The organism is Arthrobacter sp. P1_B11, assembly GCF_056406715.1.
Window position 1 is genome coordinate 140,281 of sequence record NZ_JBFTZQ010000003.1, and the last position, 18,202, is coordinate 158,482.

General features: G+C 67.4%; 17 protein-coding genes. 9 read left to right on the plus strand and 8 right to left on the minus strand.

Annotation, left to right across the window (positions count from 1 at the left end; genetic code table 11):
* Position 1 precedes the first annotated feature (1 nt).
* The 7 genes from AC1D14_RS04060 (at position 2) to AC1D14_RS04090 (ending at position 6,415) form a co-directional block, all read left to right on the plus strand.
* Positions 2-691 carry a 3-oxoacid CoA-transferase subunit A gene (locus AC1D14_RS04060; protein ID WP_476968075.1) on the plus strand — a complete coding sequence of 230 codons (690 nt, stop codon included), beginning with the start codon at positions 2-4 and terminating at the stop codon, positions 689-691.
* 1 nt (position 692) lies between these two features.
* Complete coding sequence (locus tag AC1D14_RS04065; protein ID WP_476968076.1) at positions 693-1,376, plus strand: 3-oxoacid CoA-transferase subunit B; 684 nt, start codon at positions 693-695, stop codon at positions 1,374-1,376.
* Positions 1,377-1,463: 87 nt separating this feature from the next.
* Positions 1,464-2,303: an IclR family transcriptional regulator domain-containing protein gene (locus AC1D14_RS04070; protein WP_230120011.1), complete on the plus strand. Its 840-nt coding sequence runs from the start codon at positions 1,464-1,466 to the stop codon at positions 2,301-2,303.
* A gap of 195 nt (positions 2,304-2,498) precedes the next feature.
* Complete coding sequence (locus AC1D14_RS04075; protein ID WP_230120010.1) at positions 2,499-3,689, plus strand: Re/Si-specific NAD(P)(+) transhydrogenase subunit alpha; 1,191 nt, start codon at positions 2,499-2,501, stop codon at positions 3,687-3,689.
* Positions 3,689-4,045 carry an NAD(P) transhydrogenase subunit alpha part 2 gene (locus AC1D14_RS04080; RefSeq protein WP_230120009.1) on the plus strand — a complete coding sequence of 119 codons (357 nt, stop codon included), beginning with the start codon at positions 3,689-3,691 and terminating at the stop codon, positions 4,043-4,045. The genes AC1D14_RS04075 and AC1D14_RS04080 overlap by 1 nt, the downstream gene beginning before the upstream one ends.
* The gene (locus tag AC1D14_RS04085) at positions 4,042-5,415 is read left to right on the plus strand and encodes an NAD(P)(+) transhydrogenase (Re/Si-specific) subunit beta (protein ID WP_230120008.1); all 1,374 of its coding nucleotides are present in this window, start codon (positions 4,042-4,044) and stop codon (positions 5,413-5,415) included. The genes AC1D14_RS04080 and AC1D14_RS04085 overlap by 4 nt, the downstream gene beginning before the upstream one ends.
* Before the next feature lie 82 nt (positions 5,416-5,497).
* Entirely contained in the window at positions 5,498-6,415 is a 918-nt protein-coding gene (locus AC1D14_RS04090; RefSeq protein ID WP_230120007.1) for a diacylglycerol/lipid kinase family protein, read from the plus strand.
* Positions 6,416-6,545: 130 nt separating this feature from the next.
* On the opposite strand, the gene AC1D14_RS04095 is transcribed toward AC1D14_RS04090, so the two are convergent.
* The 6 genes from AC1D14_RS04095 to AC1D14_RS04120 form a co-directional block, all read right to left on the minus strand.
* Positions 6,546-7,274: a maleate cis-trans isomerase family protein gene (locus AC1D14_RS04095; RefSeq protein WP_230120006.1), complete on the minus strand. Its 729-nt coding sequence runs from the start codon at positions 7,272-7,274 to the stop codon at positions 6,546-6,548.
* 8 nt (positions 7,275-7,282) lie between these two features.
* Positions 7,283-8,719 carry an amidohydrolase family protein gene (locus AC1D14_RS04100; protein ID WP_476968077.1) on the minus strand — a complete coding sequence of 479 codons (1,437 nt, stop codon included), beginning with the start codon at positions 8,717-8,719 and terminating at the stop codon, positions 7,283-7,285.
* 53 nt (positions 8,720-8,772) lie between these two features.
* A complete protein-coding gene (locus AC1D14_RS04105; protein WP_230120004.1) occupies positions 8,773-9,564 on the minus strand; it encodes an aspartate/glutamate racemase family protein in 792 nt (263 codons plus the stop codon).
* Positions 9,561-10,244, minus strand: a complete 684-nt coding sequence (locus tag AC1D14_RS04110) for a GntR family transcriptional regulator (protein ID WP_230120003.1) — start codon at positions 10,242-10,244, stop codon at positions 9,561-9,563. Before AC1D14_RS04110 ends, AC1D14_RS04105 begins: the two co-directional genes overlap by 4 nt.
* Before the next feature lie 83 nt (positions 10,245-10,327).
* Positions 10,328-11,692, minus strand: coding sequence for an MFS transporter (locus AC1D14_RS04115; protein WP_230120002.1), 1,365 nt, complete (start codon positions 11,690-11,692; stop codon positions 10,328-10,330).
* Between the two features lie 386 nt (positions 11,693-12,078).
* Positions 12,079-12,954 (minus strand): ACT domain-containing protein, encoded by an 876-nt coding sequence (locus AC1D14_RS04120; protein WP_230120808.1) that lies wholly within the window; start codon positions 12,952-12,954, stop codon positions 12,079-12,081.
* Between the two features lie 202 nt (positions 12,955-13,156).
* Here AC1D14_RS04120 and AC1D14_RS04125 point away from each other — a divergent pair, with 202 nt between their 5' ends.
* Both AC1D14_RS04125 and AC1D14_RS04130 read left to right on the plus strand, forming a co-directional pair.
* Positions 13,157-14,122: an SMP-30/gluconolactonase/LRE family protein gene (locus AC1D14_RS04125; RefSeq protein WP_230120810.1), complete on the plus strand. Its 966-nt coding sequence runs from the start codon at positions 13,157-13,159 to the stop codon at positions 14,120-14,122.
* A 129-nt stretch (positions 14,123-14,251) separates the two neighbouring features.
* Positions 14,252-15,301 (plus strand): FUSC family protein, encoded by a 1,050-nt coding sequence (locus AC1D14_RS04130; protein ID WP_230120812.1) that lies wholly within the window; start codon positions 14,252-14,254, stop codon positions 15,299-15,301.
* A gap of 18 nt (positions 15,302-15,319) precedes the next feature.
* Here the strand turns inward: AC1D14_RS04130 and AC1D14_RS04135 are convergent, their stop codons facing one another.
* Positions 15,320-15,781 (minus strand): hypothetical protein, encoded by a 462-nt coding sequence (locus AC1D14_RS04135; RefSeq protein WP_230120814.1) that lies wholly within the window; start codon positions 15,779-15,781, stop codon positions 15,320-15,322.
* Positions 15,778-18,186, minus strand: coding sequence for a molybdopterin oxidoreductase family protein (locus AC1D14_RS04140; protein WP_230120816.1), 2,409 nt, complete (start codon positions 18,184-18,186; stop codon positions 15,778-15,780). Before AC1D14_RS04140 ends, AC1D14_RS04135 begins: the two co-directional genes overlap by 4 nt.
* Between the last annotated feature and the right edge of the window lie 16 nt (positions 18,187-18,202).

An 18,202-nucleotide genomic window follows, 5' to 3' on the forward strand; every position in this document is an offset into this window, starting at 1 on the left:
CATGCTGCATTTCATTGACACCGTCGGCGAGGCCGTTGCCGGCATCAAGGACGGCTCCACGGTGATGATCGGCGGGTTCGGCAACGCCGGCCAGCCGTTTGAACTGATCGACGCGCTGCTGGAGGGCGGCGCGACTGACCTGACCGTGGTGAACAACAACGCCGGCCAGGGCGACCAGGGCCTGGCCCTGCTGATCAAGGAAGGGCGGGTGCGCAAGATGATCTGCTCGTTCCCGCGGCAGTCCGACTCCTGGCACTTCGACGCCAAGTACAAGGCCGGCGAGATTGAGCTGGAGCTCGTGCCGCAGGGCAACCTGGCCGAGCGCATCCGGGCCGCCGGCGCCGGCATCGGCGGTTTCTTCACGCCCACCGGCTACGGCACCATGCTGGCCGAGGGCAAGGAAACCCGGATCATCGACGGCCGCGGCCAGGTCTTCGAGACCCCCATCCACGCCGACGTCGCCCTCATCAAGGCACTCAAGGCCGACGGCGTCGGAAACCTGGTGTACCGCAAGACCGCACGGAACTTCGGCCCGATCATGGCCGCAGCGGCCAAGCACACGATCGTCCAGGTCTCCGAGATCCTGCCCACGGGCGGGCTGGACCCGGAGAACGTCGTGACCCCCGGCATTTACGTCAACAGCATTGTCCGCGTGAACACCGCCGCCGGCAAGACAGAACAGGTGGCCTGAGATGAACGCACAGACAGCATCCCTTCAGACCAGCGAGACGCCCCTGGGCCGCGACGACCTCGCCCGCCTCGTGGCACGGGACATCAAACCCGGCTCCTTCGTGAACCTCGGAATCGGCCAGCCCACCCTGGTCTCCAACTACCTTCAGCCGGAGCAGAACATCACGCTCCACACCGAGAACGGCATGCTGGGCATGGGCCCGGTCGCCGAGGGCGACCAGATCGACGGCGACCTCATCAATGCAGGCAAGATCCCCGTCACCGAACAGCCCGGGGCGTCCTACTTCCACCACGCCGACTCGTTCGCGATCATGCGCGGCGGGCACCTGGACATCTGCGTCCTGGGCGCGTTCCAGGTCTCGGCGACCGGTGACCTCGCGAACTGGCATACCGGCGCCCCGGACGCGATTCCTGCCGTGGGCGGAGCGATGGACCTGGCCACCGGCGCCAAGGACGTGTTCGTGATGATGACGCTCCTGACCCGGGACGGCGCATCCAAGATCGTCGAGGCGTGCACCTACCCGCTCACCGGCGTGGGCTGCGTGACCCGGGTGTACACCGACAAGGCGGTGTTCCTCACGGGACCCGACGGCGTCACCGTCCGCGAAACTTTCGGCTGCACCCTCGAGGAACTCCAGGCCCTGGTGCCGGTGCCCCTTACAGCAGCCCCCGCCGTCGCTGGTTGAGCCGGTCGAAACCCGACCCCCTCATCCCCGTTCGCGCCAGGGGGAGGGGGCCGCAAGTGTTCGTTCGCGCCAATAGGATAGATAACCATGACCGACGCAGCAGCAGGGACCGCACCGAAGGCACGCCGCACGCCGAAAGCTGATGCTGCGCCCACGGCCAGCGACCAGTACGTGCAGTCGCTGGCGCGCGGCCTGGCCGTGATCCGCTCGTTCGACACCGACCACGCCGTCATGACCCTCACCGAGGTGGCCGCCCGCACCGACCTGACCCGCGCCACCGCCCGCCGTTTCCTGCACACGCTCGTGGAGCTCGGCTACGTCCGCACCGACGGCAAGACCTTCGCGCTCACGGCCCAGGTGCTGCAGCTCGGGTACGCATACCTCTCCGGGCTCTCCCTTCCGCAGCTTGCCCAGCCGCACCTCGAAGAGCTGTCCCTCAAGCTGGGGGAATCCACCTCGGCCGCGGTGCTGGACGGCACGGACATCGCGTACATCGCCCGCGTCACCACGCGCCGGATCATGAACATCGGCATCACCGTGGGCACTCGTTTCCCGGCCTACGCCACGTCCATGGGCAGGGTGCTCCTCGCCGCCCTCCCGCCCGAGCAGCTGAAGGAATACCTGTCGACTGCCGAGATCAAGCCACTCACGCCCCGCGCCATCGGCACCGTGAAGGACCTCCTGGCCGTCCTGGACACCGTTCGCGCCCAGGGCTGGTGCCTGCTGGACCAGGAGCTCGAACTCGGCCTGATGTCGGTGGCCGCACCGGTCTACCACGGCAGCAAAGCCGTGGCCGCGGTCAACGTGTCGCTCCAAGCCCAGTCCGTCGCGGCCCAGCCCGACCCTGAGGCGTTCCTGGACTCCGTGCGCAAGGAAATCGTGGCCACCGCGGAAAAGATTTCCTCGGACTTCTCCACCGGACACTGAACGCCTGACCCGGGCGGGTCCAAGAGTTCACCAGCCGTAACGCCCCCGCTACTGCCGCGCAGCGCCGCTGGGCCATAGACTCTAGCCAACTACGTGCAGCAGCGCCGCTTTGCGAGTTCCGCCCCAAGGCAAGAGCCCCGAGGGGAAGAGCCCACGACGCAGGAGCCGCTGCACCCGTTGGAAGGGGAGTGGCGGGTGAAGCTGGGCATAGCGCGGGAACGCCGGGAGGGCGAGCGGCGGGTTGCCGCCACGCCGGAGACCGTGAAGCAGCTGGCGGGACTGGGCCTCGAGGTGCTGGTTGAGTCCCGGGCGGGGGTCTTCGCCGGGCACGGTGACGACGACTACCGCCAGGCGGGCGCCCAGATTGTGCAGGACCTCGACATCGGGGACCTCGACGTGTACGCCCATGTCCACCCGCTGGAGCCTCCGACGGCGGCGGCCTTGCGCCGGGGGGCCGTCACCGTGGGCCTGGCCTCGCCATCGTCCGAGCTGGCCACCGTCCGGGCGCTGTCCGAGGGTGGCATCACCTCGTTCGCCCTGGAGCTCGTGCCGCGGATCTCCCGTGCCCAGTCCATGGACGCCCTGTCCTCGCAGGCCCTCGTGGCCGGCTACCGCTGCGTGCTCGAGGCGGCCATCCGGTTGCCCCGGTTCTTCCCCCTCTTCATGACCGCGGCCGGAACCGTCCCGCCGGCGCGGGTGCTGGTCCTCGGCGTCGGCGTGGCCGGCCTGCAGGCCATCGGCACGGCCAAGAGGCTCGGCGCGCGCGTCTCGGCCAACGACATCAGACCCTCCTCTGCGGAAGAGGTGACGTCGATGGGCGGCACCTTCATCAAACTGGACCTTGAAACGGCCGAAGCGTCCGGCGGTTACGCGCGGGAGCTCAGCGCGGACCGCGGCGCGCTGCAGCGCCAGCTCCTGGCACCGCATGTCGCCGAAGCGGACGTGCTGATCACGACGGCGGCCATCCCCGGCAGGCGGGCACCGCTCCTGGTGACCAGGGAGATGGTGCAGGGCATGCGCGCGGGATCCGTCGTCGTCGATCTCGCCGCGGAGTCCGGCGGCAACGTGGAGGGCTCCCTGCCGGGCAGGGACGTGCACATTCCGACCGCCGACGGAAGAGGTGCCGTCACCCTCGTAGGGCTGAAGGACGCCCCGTCCGCCATGCCCGCAGACGCTTCGCGGCTCTACGCGAAGAACGTGGCCAACCTCCTGGCACTGATGACCTGCGACGGCACGGTGGCCCCGGATTTCGACGACGACGTGGTGGCCGGTGCCTGCCTGACGCACGACGGCGTGGTGCGGCATGCGCAGACGGCAGAGGCACTCGCGGCGCTCGGCCAGGAAGACGAGGCCGAGAAGGCGTCCGAGAACGAGGGGGTGGTGTGATGGACGGCATCAGCCTGCTGACGATCACCGTGCTGGCGGTCTTCGTGGGCTTCGAGGTGGTTTCCAAGGTTTCCAGCACCCTGCACACGCCGCTGATGTCCGGCGCCAACGCCATCCACGGCATCATCCTCGTGGGCGCCATCATCGTCGCCGGCCAGGCCGCGCATCCCTGGGTGCTGGCCGTGGCCCTGCTCGCAGTGGTTCTCGCGACCGCCAACCTGGTGGGCGGCTTCGTGGTGACGGACCGGATGTTGGAGATGTTCCGGGGCCGCAGGGGCAACGGTGGCAGGCCGGTCCCGCCGGATGGCCACCGGCCGCGGTCGGAAGCGTCCGACAGCAAGGACGGCGCCCGGTGACACTCCTCGACCCCACCCTCACCGGGCTGCTGTACCTTGCCGCGGCCGCGTGCTTCATCCTGGCCCTCAAGGGCCTCAACTCGCCGCGAACCGCACGCCGCGGCAACCTCATCGGCGCATTCGGCGCCCTGATCGCCGTCGTGACTGTCTTCTTCTCCGCCAGGCTGGACAACGTCCCGTGGATCCTGGGTGCCATCGCGGTGGGATCCGGGGTTGCCGCACCGGTGGCCCGGCGCGTCAAGATGACCCAGATGCCGCAGCTCGTGGCGCTCTTCAACGGCGTGGGTGGCGGCGCGGCCGCGCTCGTGGCCTTGCTCGAGCTCCCGGAAGCCGACGATCCCTGGGTGCGCCTGGCCATCGTCTTCACCCTGCTGGTCGGAGCCGTGTCCTTCGCGGGCTCCGGCATCACGTTCGCTAAATTGCAGGAGCTGATGACCACCCGCCCGGTGGTGTTCCCGGGCCTGCCGGTGCTCATGGGCGGCGTGCTGCTCCTGGCGGTGGGCGCCGCCGTCGCGGTGGTTCTTGGCGGTTCCCTGGCGCTCGCGCTGGTGCTCCTGCTGCTGGGGCTGCTGGCCGGCGTGCTGCTGGTGCTGCCCGTGGGCGGGGCGGACGTGCCCATTGTGATCTCGCTGCTGAACGCCTTCACCGGCCTGGCGGTCGCGGCCTCCGGCCTGGTGCTGGGCAACGTGCTGCTGGTGGTGGCGGGCACCCTGGTGGGCGCCTCGGGCACCATCCTCACCCGGGCCATGGCGGCGGCCATGGGCCGCAGCGTCGCCGGCATCCTGTTCGGGGCCTTCCGTGGAGGTTCGACGGCGGGGTCGACGGCGGTGAGCGACCGCCCCGTGCGCTCCTCCAGCGCTGAGGACGTTGCGGTGCTCCTGGGCTACGCGCAGCGGGTGATCATCGTGCCCGGGTACGGCCTCGCCGTGGCTCAGGGGCAGCACACCGCGGCCGAACTGGCGCAGGCCCTGGAGTCCCGCGGCATCAAGGTGGACTTCGCCATCCATCCGGTGGCGGGGCGCATGCCCGGGCACATGAACGTGCTGCTGGCCGAGGCCAATGTGCCGTATGAGTCGCTTAAGGAGATGGGCGAGATCAACTCCGAATTCAAGACAGCCGACGTCGCGCTGGTGGTGGGCGCAAACGACGTCGTCAACCCCGCCGCGAAGACGTCCTCCGGATCGCCGATCTATGGCATGCCCATCCTCGAAGTCGCCGACGCGCGGCAGGTGGTCTTCCTGAAGCGCTCACTGCGGCCAGGATTCGCCGGGATCGAGAACGATCTTATGTACGAGCCGCAGACCACGCTGCTGTTCGGCGACGCGAAGGAATCCCTTACCAAGGTGCTCGGGGCGGTGAAAGCGCTGTAGGCAGCTGCAGCGGATTTCCAGCCAACGCGGTTACGATTTGAGTTCCGCAGCCTAACCGCCCTTACTGAAGTCGAAGGACACCATGACAACCAACAAAGCCTCCTCACCCCAACGGGCAGCCGTGGTTATCAACCCCGTCAAGGCCGTCGGTTCCGACCTCCGCGCCTCGCTGGTCCGCCTCTGTGACACACAGGGCTGGGCGGAGCCGCTCTGGCTGGAAACCACGGAGGAGGACCCCGGCGTCGGGCAGGCGCGCGAGGCACTGGAGGCGGGCGTCGACGTCGTCATCGCCGCCGGCGGCGACGGAACCGTGCGCTGCGTTGCCGAGGTGCTCGCCGGAACCGGCACTCCGCTGGGGCTCATCCCCCTGGGGACCGGGAATCTGCTGGCCCGCAACATGGGTGTGGACATCAGCGACCCCGTCGCAGCCGCGTACGACGTGCTGAACGGCACCGAACGCACCGTGGACGTGGTCAGGAGCAGCTTCGACCACTCCGAGGACGAGAATGTGTTCCTGGTGATGGCCGGCGTGGGCTATGACGCCGCGATCATGGCGGACACCGTGGATGTCCTCAAGGATCGCATGGGCTGGCTCGCCTACGTTGAGGCGGGAATCCGGAAGCTGCCCGGCAAGCCGGTCAAGGCCACCATTCAGGTGGACGGCAAACACCCGGTCAAGCGCCGCATCCGCAGCGTGATGATCGGCAACTGCGGCCGGATCATGGGCGGAATCGAAATCTTTCCGGAGGCCAAGATCGACGACGGTGTCCTCGATCTGCTCATTCTTGCCCCCCGCGGCAGGCTCGGCTGGCTTGGCGTGGCGGCCGGGATCTTTGGCCGGCGGAAGAACGAGACCGAATCGGCCGAGTACTTCCAGGGGAAGTCCGCAGAGGTGACCCTGGAGCACGAGCAGGAGTTCCAGCTGGACGGTGACCACGTGGGAGCCGGAAAGCACCTGGCCATCAGGCTGGATCCCGGCGCACTCAAGATCCGCATGTAGCCCGCCCGGCGTGGCAGCGGCACGGCAGCGCCGTGCTGCAGCGTCAAATGTCGACGGCGGCGGGCCGCTCCCAGTGGGCGGGCCGCCGCCGTCTGCCTTGTCCGGGCTGCTGTAATCCAGCGGGCTGGGGTCAGTCCGCGAGCAGCCTGCCCCACCTTGGTGCGAGCAAGGGGGACCCGGCAAGTTTGAGGCAGTGCCACAGGGTCACGGCCACCGAGTCCAGCACCGGAACGCCGGTTTCCGCCTCGATCTCCGCCGCGATGTTGGCGCCGTAAAGGTTGGTGCACAGGTAGATAAGGGCGTCCGGTGCGGCTGCCGCCAGGTCCAGCGAGCCCGGCCGCATTTCCTGGTCGGTGACCCGCCCGAAGGACTCGTTGTCGCTCAGGCCCAGGGCCCGGTGGCCGAGGGTCTTGATGCCGTCCCGCTCGTAGGACGCCATGATGGCGTGGTTGACGTCCTCCGTGTACGGCGTGAACAGCCCGATCCGCTCGGTGCCGAAGGACCGGAACGCCTCGAGATAGGCGAGTGTGGACGTCGTGGCCGGAACGCCGGTGGCATCGGCAATTTCCCGAACGAGCTCACGGTCATGGCCGGCTCCCAGCCACGAGCCCGAGGTGCCGTTCCAGGCGATGACGTCCACGTCCGCCGTCGCGAGCAGCCGGGCCGCTTCGCGCATGACGGCCGGATCGAACTGCTTGTCCGAGGAATCGTCGAGGGCGATCCGCGTGACGGGAATACGCGTGAAGTGGATGGTGACGTCATCCCGGTCGCCCAGGATGCGGTAGCTCTGCGGCTCCAGGCAGGTGTTGGAGGACGGCACGATCATGCCGATGCGGGTCTTACGAGTTGTGGACGGCATGGATGCTCCTACTGTGCTGCAGAGAGGGTCGCGGGGGTCGGTTCCGGTGCTGCCGCGGTGTGTTCGCGGAAGCCGTTGCGGGCCACGAAGCGGCCTACGGGTCCCGGATCGTGGAAGCCGTCGCCGTCCACCACCACGCGTCCGGCTGACACCACCACCGCGGGCCAGCCGGTGAGTGCCACGCCGTCGAACGGGGAGAAGTCCGTGCCCATGTGCAGGTTAGCGCCATCGACGGTGCGTTGTTCGGCGGGATCGAAGACCACGAGATCGGCGTCGAAGCCCTCGGCGATGGTCCCCTTGCGGGGGACGGCGTTGATCCGGGCCGGTCCGGCGGAGAAGACCTCAACGAAGTCCTCCACGGTGTTCCCGGCGGATTCCATCATCGCGCTGAACGTGACGGGCATCCGTGTTTCCACGCCGGGCAGGCCGTGCGGCATGGCACGGATGTCGTCCGTGCGCTCGCGCTTCTGGGAGAGGTCGTAGCAGGAATGGTCCGAGGAGACCGTGTGAATGGCGCCAGCGGCAAGCCGTTCCTTCAGGGCGGCAACGGTTTCGGCGCTGCGAATCGGCGGGCAACAGGCGTACCACTCCGGAAACGCCGCCCCGTATACGGAGTCATCGAGGGTGAGGTAGTGCGGGCAGGTCTCCGAGTAGGCCTCCTGGCCGCGGGCGCGGGCCTCGCTGACCAGGTCCACGGCACCGGGCGTGGACTGGTGCACGAAATAAACGGGAGCGCCCGTGTATTCGGCCATGGCCAGCGTTTCCTTGACGGAGATTTCCTCGGCCAGCTCCGGGCGCGTCCGGTGCAGGTGCTCGATGCCGATCCTGCCGTCGTCGGCATGCTGCTGCGTGCAGTCGCTGATGATGGGGTCGTGTTCGGCGTGGATATAGGTGAGGCCGTCCAGCCGGACCATCTCGCGCATCACCTTCAGGATGGTGTCCCCGTCGGCCATGGTGGTGCCGCGGTTGGTGGTGTACATCTTGACCGAGCGGACGCCCCTGGCGGCGAGCTGTTCGAGCTGCCACGGCACCGTCTCGTCCCAGCTGACCACCGAGCCGTGGAGGGCGACGTCGCAGCGGGAATCCCGCGCCAGCTCCTTCTTGTTGAGCACTGCTGCCAGCGGGGTTTCCTGGGCGTCGCGGGGTATGCCGAAGTCGATGATGGTGGTGGTGCCGCCCCACAGCGCTGCCGTGGAGGTGGTGCGGTAGTCGTCCAGGGTCCGGAAGCGTCCGGTTACCTGGGCCACGTGGCAGTGGCCGTCCACGCCACCGGGGATGACGAGCCGGCCCGTGGCGTCGATGGTGCGGGCAGCGGCGGGGGCGGGCTCGGAGGCATCGACCAGCCGGGAGATCCTGCCGTGCTGGACGACAATGTGGGCGTTCCGGCGGCCAAAGCTGTTGACCACGGTGCCGTTGGCGATGACGAGTTCTGGAGTGCGGGACATCTTTGTCCTCCTTGGGACGAAGCCGGTAGGGGAAGCTGGTGGGGCCGGTTGGACTAGTGGGACGGGGCCGCGGCGGCGTGGGCTGTGCTCTGGGCGGCGTTCTGCGCTGTGGTGAGGGCGGCGTCGAGGTTTTCCGAGAGCCCCCTGCGGGCCTTGACGGGCGGCGGTGCGAAGGCGCCGGCGCGGTGGTGTCCGGACTGGAGCCCCACCACGGCCTCCGCCATGCGGATGCCGGCGGAGATGCCGTCCACCACGGGGACGGGGATCTGCCCCCGGAGTTCGCGGGCAAGTCCGGCGAGCGGCGCACCTGCCAGGATGACGACGTCGGCCCCGTCCGCTGCGACGGCCTGCCGGCTGAGTGCCAGCAGCGTTTCCTTGAAGTCCTGCTGCACGGAGCCGATGGCGTTCAGGGATTCATTGATGGAACGGATGGATGCCAGCCGGCCCCCGAGGCCGAAGCGCTCCACGCAGTCCAGATACCACGGCCGGATCCGGTCCGAAATGGCGATGATGGAGAACCGGTGCCCCTGCAGGGCGGCCGCGCAGAGGGCTGCCTCGGTGATGCCGATGACGGGCACGTCGGCGAGTTCCTTCAGAGCCGGCATGCCGGGATCGCCGAACGCGGCCACCACGACGCCGTCGACTTCGCCGGCGTGCTCGGCAATGATCTCGGCGACGGCACAGGCGGCTATCAGGGACTCAAAGCGGGTTTCGATGTACTCCACGCCGCGCCCGGCGGTGCGGACCACCAGCTCGGTATCCGGCGAGGCGGAGCGCAGGGCCTCGGACTCGATGAGGGCGGTGACGTCGTCGCTGATGTTGGGGTTGATGACGAGCAGTTTCATTTTTTCTTCCGATGCAGCGTGGGTTCGGTTTTCTGGAAGTCCTCGGGGAACTGCTCGCGGTACTTGCCGATGTGCGACGCTGACTGGGCAGCCGCCCGGTCCGGGTCGCCGCTGGCGATCGCACCGTAAAGTTCCCGGTGTTCCTGGATCAGTTCCGGCAGGTCGCTGACGTGGCGGAAAAGCCAGTGCATGCGGCCCTGGAGGGGTTCCAGCGCCGATTTGAGGAAGTTGTTGTCGGCGATGCCGGTGATGGCGTCATGGAATTCGCTGTTGGCGCGGTGCGCCTCCATCACGGCACCTTTGGTGAGGCAGCGCTCCGCCTCATCGAGCAGGCCCTTGAGGCGGGCGAGGTCCTCCCCGGTGGCGCGGACGGCTGCCAGCCGGCAGGCCAGCACCTCGAGCGACTCCCGGACGTCGAACAGATCCTCGACGTCCTTGGAGCTGAGGCTGCTGACTTCTGCGCCCCGGGCACCGCGGTCGCTGATGAGGCCTTCCATGCGGAGCATGCGCAGGGCTTCCCGGACGGGGAGCCGTGACACATTGAATTCTGTGGCGAGATCGCGTTCCACCAGCCGCGTGCCGGGAGCGTAGTGCCCTTCAAAAATCCGGGTGCGGAGGGTATCCCGGACGGCCTCGCGGAGGGGGCGTTCCTTGTCCTGGGTCTCTTCTGCGGTAAGCATGGTGCTCCATTCGGATTCTCGGGTGACGTTGCGCTCCCGGCGGCGGGAGGAGGTGCTGCGGTGCCTAGCTTAGGCTGGCTGGCCTAGACAGGAAGCCGCTTGTTGTAGTTCAGGGTGAGGACGGAGACGCCCATGATGATGGCGGATCCGACGAAGTAAAGCAGTGCCCAGGTGTAGGAGCCGGTGGCGCCGACAATCAGTCCCACGGCGATCGGGGTGACGAAGCCGGAGATGTTGCCGCTGAAGTTCATGGCGCCGCCCAGCACGCCGGCGTTGGTCCGGCCGCCCAGGATGGAGGGGATGCTCCAGAAGAGGCCCACCCAGCGGAGGAAGAACATGACCACGGACAGCAGGACAACCGCCGTCGTGGGATCTGCGACCACCGTGACGCCTACCAGTCCGCCGATGACCACGACACTGGAGATGCCCAGGAGTGTGCGCATCACGAGGTTGGCCGAGGCGCCGGTTGCCCGCCATTTGTCCGCGATGGTGCCGCCCAGGATTTCACCCACGAAGCCGGCCCCGAAGATCACGAACGTGGACCAGCCAATGGTCTTCAAGTCAAAGCCCTTGGCCTGGGCGAGGTAGAGCGGGCCCCAGGTCAGCAGGCCGTAGAACACTCCGTTGAAGCCGAGCCAGCCGAAGCACATGGCCCAGAAGGAACGGAACTTCAGGTAAGGCAGCAGGGCGCGCTTGCCCTTGCTGCCGTCGAGCTCGGCTTCGGCATCCTCGGCAGCGTGCGAGGCTTCGATGTACTCGGCTTCGGCGGCATTGACGCCGCGGTGCTGCCGCGGATTGTCGCGGACGTACCACCAGACGGCCAGGCCCATCAGGACCGTTGCGGCACCGGCAATGACGAACGAACTGCGCCAGCTGCCGGTGGAGGCGATCAGGCCGGCGATGAGGATGCCGCCCAAGCCTGCACCCAGCGGGGCACCGGCGTCCAGGATGGTGGCACCGCGGCCGCGCTCCGACTTGTGCATCCAGATGGCGTTGAGCTTGCCGCCGGCCGGCATGACGCCGGCTTCGGTGATGCCGATGCCGAGGCGGGCGATGAACATGCTCAGGAAGCCGCCGGCCATGCCCGAGGCGGCCGTCGCGGCGCCCCAGCCAACGCAGGAGGCGGTCATCACCTTGCGGGGACCGAACTTGTCGATCAGCAGGCCGACCGGGATCTGCATGAGGGCGTAGGTCCAGAAGAATGCGGAGAGCAGCAGGCCCACAAGCTCAGGGGCGAGATTGAACTCCTTTTGGATGATGGGCAGGGCTACCGAGATGGAGCCCCGGTCGATGTAGTTGACGGAAACCAGGACGAGCAGGAGCAGGAACATTTTCCAGCGGACGTTGGTGCGCCGTTGCACGCCGTCCTTGCCGGGCTTGCCGTTGGCTGAGGGGCCGGTGGTGCCTTGAGCCTCTGCGGTCACTGTTTCGGTATTGGGAATGGACACAGCTTCTCCTTCACGGGGAAGTTTACGGACAGGGAATCGAGCTGGATGAATCTGAAATTTGTTGGGGGGTGATGCTGGTGGAGACGTGCGGCCGCGGGGTGGGCGGCGGGAATTCTGGAGGGCAAAGTCTGAGTGGCGGAAGCACTGGCGATACCTGATGTTCCTGGGATCCTGTTCGGATCTCATTTGGGATCCCGTTTTGGGATCCCAAAATCCAAGGTAGAAGTGATGCGGCCCACTGTCAAGGGTTTCGGGACAGATGGCCGCCGCCGGCCCTATTTACCGATTGTGACTGGCCAAGACCCGGACGCGCTTGAAATGCCCGGACGCAAGGGAACAAGCCGCCGGCTTCCGCCGGCGGCTTGTCTCTGGCCTGGCTACGCCGTCTAACTTGACTGCGCGGTCGCCGGACGGATCCCTTCCTCAGTCGCCGGCACATGCGCCAGGATCTCGGCGAGTTCCGCGAGCCGGTGCGCCCGGGCCGATTCGGCGGGCGTGAAAGGCTCGCCCGGGCGGTAGAAGGTGATGGGTCCGTGCCATGCCGTCGGAATCTTAAGGAGGGTCCCGGCGTCGTTCGTTTCCCCCGGAAGCTGGGCGGATTCGGCACCGGGATCGAGGATCCGTGCGGACAGCAGCTCGGCGACAGCCAGCGGAAGCTCCCCGGGGGTCGCGGCGATGCGCGCAGCGAGGCTCAGCGCCTTGGTCTGCCCGTCAGCCATCGCCAGGGCGGTGGTCGGCCACACCTGCGGATGCCTGCCGCCGCCGTCTTCAAGCGCGTCGAGCAGCTCGCGCTCGCCAAGTTCCCCGGGTGCCGACAGTACGAATTCGTCCATCACGCCGCCGCGGACGGGATGGACATGAATGCTCAGGATATTGGCGTCCAGCAGCGCCAGCGACCGGGTGATTTTCTTCAGGGAGCCGGGCTGGTCCCGCAGAACGGTCCTGGCCCGCCACAGGGCAGGAGCGGCGCCAAGCCGGCGCCGGTGCCGCAGCGCGGGCGCGTGAAGCCAGCGCCGCAGGATCCGCGCCGCCGACGGTTCCGCCACCCAGATCACCAGGACGGTGGCCGTGAGCGTGAGGACCAGGACCTTTGCCAGGTAGGGCAGGTGTGTCTGCACCACCAGGGCATGGACCAGCAGTTCGATGGGGAGCATGACGGCGACATTGGCCACCGTGAGGCGGGTCTTGGGAGGCTCGGGCATCTGGCCGCACACTTCGCAGCTCAATTCAGCCGCGGCAGGAATCGGTGCTTTAGGCTTCATGCCTTCATCGTGTCTGGCTGCTGTTACGGGAGCATTGCCCGGGGGTTCCGATCTCGGGAAGAATTTCCGGCCGGACAGGGGTTTCCTGTTGCGTCGCGCTCTGGCCAGCCATAACGGCCGAATCTACACTGAAGAGACCATCGTGCGGAGCTCCCGTGCACCGGCCAGCTCGCACGGAAAACAGCCAACTCCGGAGAGCAAAATGCGCCTCAGCACAGGAAATTCTGGTTCTGCACGCCGCCGTGCCGCCATCGGGCTGATCGCCCTGGCGTCGCTGCTGGTCCCGGCACCCGTCATGGCCGCCAGCCAGCCGCAGTCAGAGGACGGACACTCGGTCATCGTCCTTCCCGGCGCCAAAGGTGCTGAAGGCATCGCGGCCGGCGAAGACAACACCTTTTTCGCGGGCGACCTTGTCACTGGGGACATATTCCGCGGCGACATCCACAAGGGCACCGCGAAGAAGTTCATCGACGTGCCTGACGGCCGGGTGGCGGTGGGCATGAAGGCCGATACCCGGAACGACCTTCTCTTCGTTGCCGGCGGGCCCACCGGTCAGGCCTATGTGTACAGCACCGAGACCAAGAAGACGGTCAAGACGTACCAACTAACGAAGAAGGCGTCTTTCATCAACGACGTGGCTCTGACCTCCGATGGCGCCTGGTTCACCAACTCCCAGGCGGCTGAGCTGTACTTCGTCCCCGTTGGTCACGACGGTGGCCTTGGCAAACTCCGGACTCTGAAGCTGACAGGGCCGGCAGCCGCGCTCACGAAAGGCTTCAACCTCAACGGCATCGCCTATTCCAGTGACGCGCGCCGACTGGTGGTTTCCCACTCCGACAACAAGGCGCTGTACACGGTCAGCCCACGGACCGGGGCGAGTGCCGAAATCAAGGGCGTGAAACTGCCGAATGTCGACGGCATCCTGGTGAAGGGCAGCACGGTCTGGGCTGTGCAGAACGCCTCCAACCAGATCAGCCGCCTCCGCGTGAACTTCCACGAATCAACCGCAAAGTTGCGCGAGGTCATTAAGAGCCAGCACTTCAACGTCCCGACGACGGTTGCACTCTTCGGCGATGACCTCGCCGCCGTCAACGCCAAGTTCGGGGTTCCGAACGCGAAGACCTTCGAGGTTGTCGTGGTGGACGCGCGGGGCCGCTCGCTCGACTGACGGAGACAAACGCAACACCATCGACGCCCCGTTTCACCGGGAGGGAGGGTAGCAGCCAAGTAAACTTACAATCGGACGCCAGCGCCGCCGTCGTGAGTTCCTAACCGCTACGAAAGGCGCCAATCCACCGTGAAGCTGCTGGCCGAGATGTTCACCGTTGCTCCGGCAAACAAGGACCATCGCGTCGCCATCCGGTGCGCAGTGGGGGTCTTCGTCCCGCTGATCACCCTCGTGCTGCTGGACCGCCTGGACTTGGCAATCTTTGCGTCATTCGGTGCGTTCACAGGGATTTACGGCCGCGGTGAGCTGCACAGGAAGCGTCTGTTCATCCAGGTGCGGGCCGGGTCGCTCATGTTCCTGGTCATGCTCCTGGCCACGTTGTCGGCCCGGAGCAGCGACGCGCTGGGGCTCTCGGCGTCCGCGAGCAGCTGGCTCCTGGTCCTGGCCACCACGCTGGTTGCCGGTGCCTGCTCCTTGGTCATCGCCAGGTGGCGGCACCGGCCGGCCGGCTCCCTCTTTCACATCTTCGCCTTCGCCGCGATCGCCTCCATCCCCAACCAGCCGCCGCTGTGGCAATGCATGCTGGTGGCCCTTCTGACCACGGTCTTCTGCCTGCTGCTGGGCCTGTCCTCCCGGGTGCTGCGCAGCCGCCGGACGCCGTGGGACATGCCTCCGCCCGTGAGGATCACGCCGGACGAGCGGCGGTCCGCGTGGCTTGAGGCCGTGGGCTACCTGGTCGCGGCAGGCCTGGCCGGGTCCCTGGCAACCCTCGTGGGGCAATGGCTTGGGTTTGGCCACAACTACTGGGCCATGGTGGCGGCCGTGGTTCCCCTGGTGGGCCGCACTACGCGGCACCGCGTCGCGCGCGGCGTCCAGAGAATCATCGGCACAGTGCTTGGCCTCATCCTGCTCGCGGGCATCCTGCTGCTGCATCCCGTGCCATGGCAGACCGTCCTCGTGATCGCACTCTGCCAGTTCGGCGCCGAGCTGTTTATCGCCCGCAACTACGTCCTGGCGCAGGTCTTCGTGACGCCGCTCGCGCTGATCTCGACCCTGTTGGCGGCTCCGGCTCACCCGGATCTCCTGCTCCGGGACCGGATCGTGGAAACGGTGATTGGCGCCGCCGTCGGTATTGCCGTGGTGCTCGCGCCTACCGCCTGGGCGCGGCTGCGGCGCTAGCCCTCATGCGGCCGAGCCTCATTCGGCCACGAGGAGGGCCTGCGGTGCCGCCTGTTTCATCCGCGTCTTGAGCCACCTGATCTGCAGTTCAGTGTCTCCCTCGCATTGCTTCACTATGCGCTGGAGTTCCTCGTCCCGGTCCCCCTGGGCGGCCTGGCCCACCAACATCCAGGTGACATCGATGTGATGGACCAGCACGTACAGGTCCTGCAGATCCAGCAGCAGGGCGAGGGGCCCCGAGCGGATCTCCGTCACGCCGTTGGCCGTCAGGCGGTGCTCCTCTTCGCCCTCGACATCTTCGCCGTAGCGTTCGATGACCGGCTTCAGGGCTTCGCGGTGGACGTCGCACTTCTTGGCCAGCGTCTGAAGGATTAAGTGCACGTCGGGCTCGTCCACGTGGCCCTCGGCGACCACCCGGAGCGATGCCGCCAGGGTCGCCTCCGCCTCGTCGAGCATACCGATGTAGACAGGCAGTTTCACGGCTGGCCTCCTGTGGCAGGGCGGGATGCCGCGGTGTCCGGAGCCTTGGACGGCCCGTCGCCGGCACGCAACCTTTCGACCCGGACCGCGGCATTCTTGAAGACCGGCTGCTTGGACACCGGATCCCATTCGGTGATGGTGAGTTCGTTGGCCGCCCGGGTGGGGCTGGCGGGCGAACCACCCTCGGACGTTCCGCCGTCGGGCGTGTCCCAGTACCCGTAGTGGAACGGTGCGAAAACGGTACCCGGGCGGATGTCCCCGACCCGCACGGGCACTTCGAGGCGGCCACGGCGCGAGGTGACCCGGACGATGTCCCCTTCCTTGCAGCCGGCGCTTGCCGCGTCCTGGACGGACATTTCGATCCACGGCTCGGGGGCGGCGTCGTTCAGGCGGCGGCTGCGGCCGGTCTTGGTGCGTGTGTGGAAGTGATAAACCGTCCGGCCGGTGGTGTATCGCAGCGGGTAGTCGGCGTCGGGCTCCTCGTGCGGCGGACTGTAGTCCAGTGCCTTGAACCACGCCTTTCCGGGCTGGACCGTTGCCTTGTAGACGGTTTCGCCGGTGGTGGCGCCGGTGAGGAGATCGTGCCCGTAGGACTCGCAATACTGCGGGGTGGTGGGGAATTCGCCGTCGGTGTAAAGGCGCTCGATGCCGTCCGGATGCGCATCGGTGCAGGGCCACTGGATGCCGCTGCCGCCCTTCAGTTTCGCGTAGCTGAGCCCGGTGTAATCGCAGGGCCGGCCGCGGGAGCACTCCTTCCATGCTTCAAAGCCGTCTTCCGGGCCCGACCAGTCAAGCAGCGGCCGGCCGTCCTTGTCTTTGAACTCCATCCGGCGCGCATAGTCGAGGAAGACATCAAGATCACTCTTCGCCTCGCCCGGCGGATCCACGGCCTTTTCGGACAGATGGACGGTGCGGTCCACGTTCGTGAACGTTCCGGTCTTCTCGCCCCAGGCCGCGCATGGGAGGACGACGTCGGCGCACTGGGCGGTCTCGGAAAGATAGATGTCCTGCACCACCAGGAAGAGGCTGTCCTTCCGGAGGATGTCCCGGATCCGGCTCAGCTGCGGCATCGACACTGCCGGATTCGTCGCCGAGATCCACAGCAGCCCGATCGATCCCTGCTCGGCGTAGCGGAAGATCTGCAGGGCATGGGTGGGAGGTGCCCAGTGCGGGATGATGCCGGGGTCCACGTTCCAGATACCGGCCAGCTCCCGGACGTGCTCCTCGTTCTCCCAGTTGCGGAAGGCGGGCAGATCGCCGTCGGCGCCGCATTCCCGGTTGTTCTGCGCGGTGGGCTGGCCGTTCATCTGCAGGACGCCGCGGCCGGGGGAGCCCAGCATGCCGCGGAGCAGATGCAGGTTGTTGACCTGGCAGGCCGATGCCGTGGCGTGGGCCGACTGGTAGAAGCCCTGAAGCACCGTGGAGAGCACCCTGTCGCTCGTACCGAAAATTTCGGCGGCGCGGCGGACGTCCGCAGCGTCCACACCGCACGTTTCGGCAACCCTTTCCGGCGTCCAGGGGTCCACCACGCTGCGCAGCTGCTCCACGTTGGCCGTGTGCCGCTCAATGTAGTCCTCGTCGATCCAACCGTTGGTGAAGAGTTCGCGGATCAGGCCGTTCATCAGCGCAAGGTTCGTCCCCGGATGAACCGGCAGGTGCACCTCGGCGCGGCGGGCCACCTCCGTGTCGCGCGGATCCACGCACACCAGCCGCGGCGGGTTGGGGCCGTCCAGCCGGTCCAGCACCCGTGACCAGAGAACCGTCTGCGTCTCGGCCATGTTGTGGCCGTACAGGAACATGGCGCTGCAGTGGTCTATGTCCGTGTAGCTGCCCGGCTGGCCGTCCGCGCCGAAGGATTCCTTCAAGGCCGCGGCGGCAGTGGCGGTGCACAGCCGCGTGTTGCCGTCCATGTGCGGCGTTCCGATCCCGGCCTTGCCAAGGATTCCCAGGGCGTAGTACTCCTCCAGGAACAGCTGGCCGCTGGTGTAGAAGCCGTGGCTGAGCGGTCCCTTGCTGGCCAGCAGGTCCTTGCTCCGGTCCACGATCCGGCCCATGGCGGTGTCCCAGTCCGTCTCCACGAGCTGGCCGTCCACCCGGATCAGCGGGCGGGTCAGCCGGTCCTTGTGAGTCTCGCCCTGCCAGCTTCCGTACAGCCCCTTGGGCCCCAACCGGCCGCGGTTCACCCGGTCCTGCACGCGGCCGCGGATGCCCACCATGCGGCCGTCCTTGACGGCGATGTCACACCCGCAGCCGTTGCTGCACAGGACGCAGGCCGACTGCACCCACTGGTCCACGTCGTCCCCGGTCAGCCCCTCCGCCAGGAACTGGTCCACCCGCTCGGGCCAGTCCTGGCCGCTCCCATAAGGTGTTCGCTCGCCCCAGATCTCCGTAATCCGGTCCGTCATCGGTTCACCCTCCAGC

Bases quoted from the DNA above. Each gene is read 5' to 3' on its own strand.
- AC1D14_RS04100 (WP_476968077.1), bottom strand. From the start codon at position 8,719: ATGTCCCGCACTCCAGAACTCGTCATCGCCAACGGCACCGTGGTCAAC.
- AC1D14_RS04105 (WP_230120004.1), bottom strand. From the start codon at position 9,564: ATGAAACTGCTCGTCATCAACCCCAACATCAGCGACGACGTCACCGCC.
- AC1D14_RS04060 (WP_476968075.1), top strand. From the start codon at position 2: ATGCTGCATTTCATTGACACCGTCGGCGAGGCCGTTGCCGGCATCAAG.
- AC1D14_RS04090 (WP_230120007.1), top strand. From the start codon at position 5,498: ATGACAACCAACAAAGCCTCCTCACCCCAACGGGCAGCCGTGGTTATC.
- AC1D14_RS04065 (WP_476968076.1), top strand. From the start codon at position 693: ATGAACGCACAGACAGCATCCCTTCAGACCAGCGAGACGCCCCTGGGC.
- AC1D14_RS04140 (WP_230120816.1), bottom strand. From the start codon at position 18,186: ATGACGGACCGGATTACGGAGATCTGGGGCGAGCGAACACCTTATGGG.
- AC1D14_RS04080 (WP_230120009.1), top strand. From the start codon at position 3,689: ATGGACGGCATCAGCCTGCTGACGATCACCGTGCTGGCGGTCTTCGTG.
- AC1D14_RS04125 (WP_230120810.1), top strand. From the start codon at position 13,157: ATGCGCCTCAGCACAGGAAATTCTGGTTCTGCACGCCGCCGTGCCGCC.
- AC1D14_RS04095 (WP_230120006.1), bottom strand. From the start codon at position 7,274: ATGCCGTCCACAACTCGTAAGACCCGCATCGGCATGATCGTGCCGTCC.
- AC1D14_RS04120 (WP_230120808.1), bottom strand. From the start codon at position 12,954: ATGAAGCCTAAAGCACCGATTCCTGCCGCGGCTGAATTGAGCTGCGAA.
- AC1D14_RS04070 (WP_230120011.1), top strand. From the start codon at position 1,464: ATGACCGACGCAGCAGCAGGGACCGCACCGAAGGCACGCCGCACGCCG.
- AC1D14_RS04110 (WP_230120003.1), bottom strand. From the start codon at position 10,244: ATGCTTACCGCAGAAGAGACCCAGGACAAGGAACGCCCCCTCCGCGAG.